General features: G+C 54.9%; 1 protein-coding gene. It reads left to right on the plus strand.

The window, feature by feature from the left end:
- A partial coding sequence (locus HBA93_RS23660; RefSeq protein ID WP_221724837.1) for a hypothetical protein occupies positions 1 to 235 on the plus strand: 235 nt, incomplete at both ends.

Consider the following 235-nt stretch of genomic DNA (forward strand, 5'->3'; position numbering starts at 1 on the left):
CTGAGTGCGCGCGGTTATACGACTGCGGGCGGATCATCGGTTATGGCCTGTGATTTGCGCGATAATGCCTTTTTGAAAGTGCCACAGCCACGTCTGCCATTGCGGCTTGTGCATTTTCGTGAGGGACAGGAGATTGGCTACAGCCGGATATCCGGTGATTTCCATAACCGGCCTGAGCCGCAGATTGAAGGGCTGGCTCAGGTGCTGAGCTCCATTCAGCCGCAGAAATATGTCA

Source organism: Ochrobactrum sp. SFR4 (genome assembly GCF_019730395.1).
Lineage (GTDB): Bacteria > Pseudomonadota > Alphaproteobacteria > Rhizobiales > Rhizobiaceae > Pseudochrobactrum.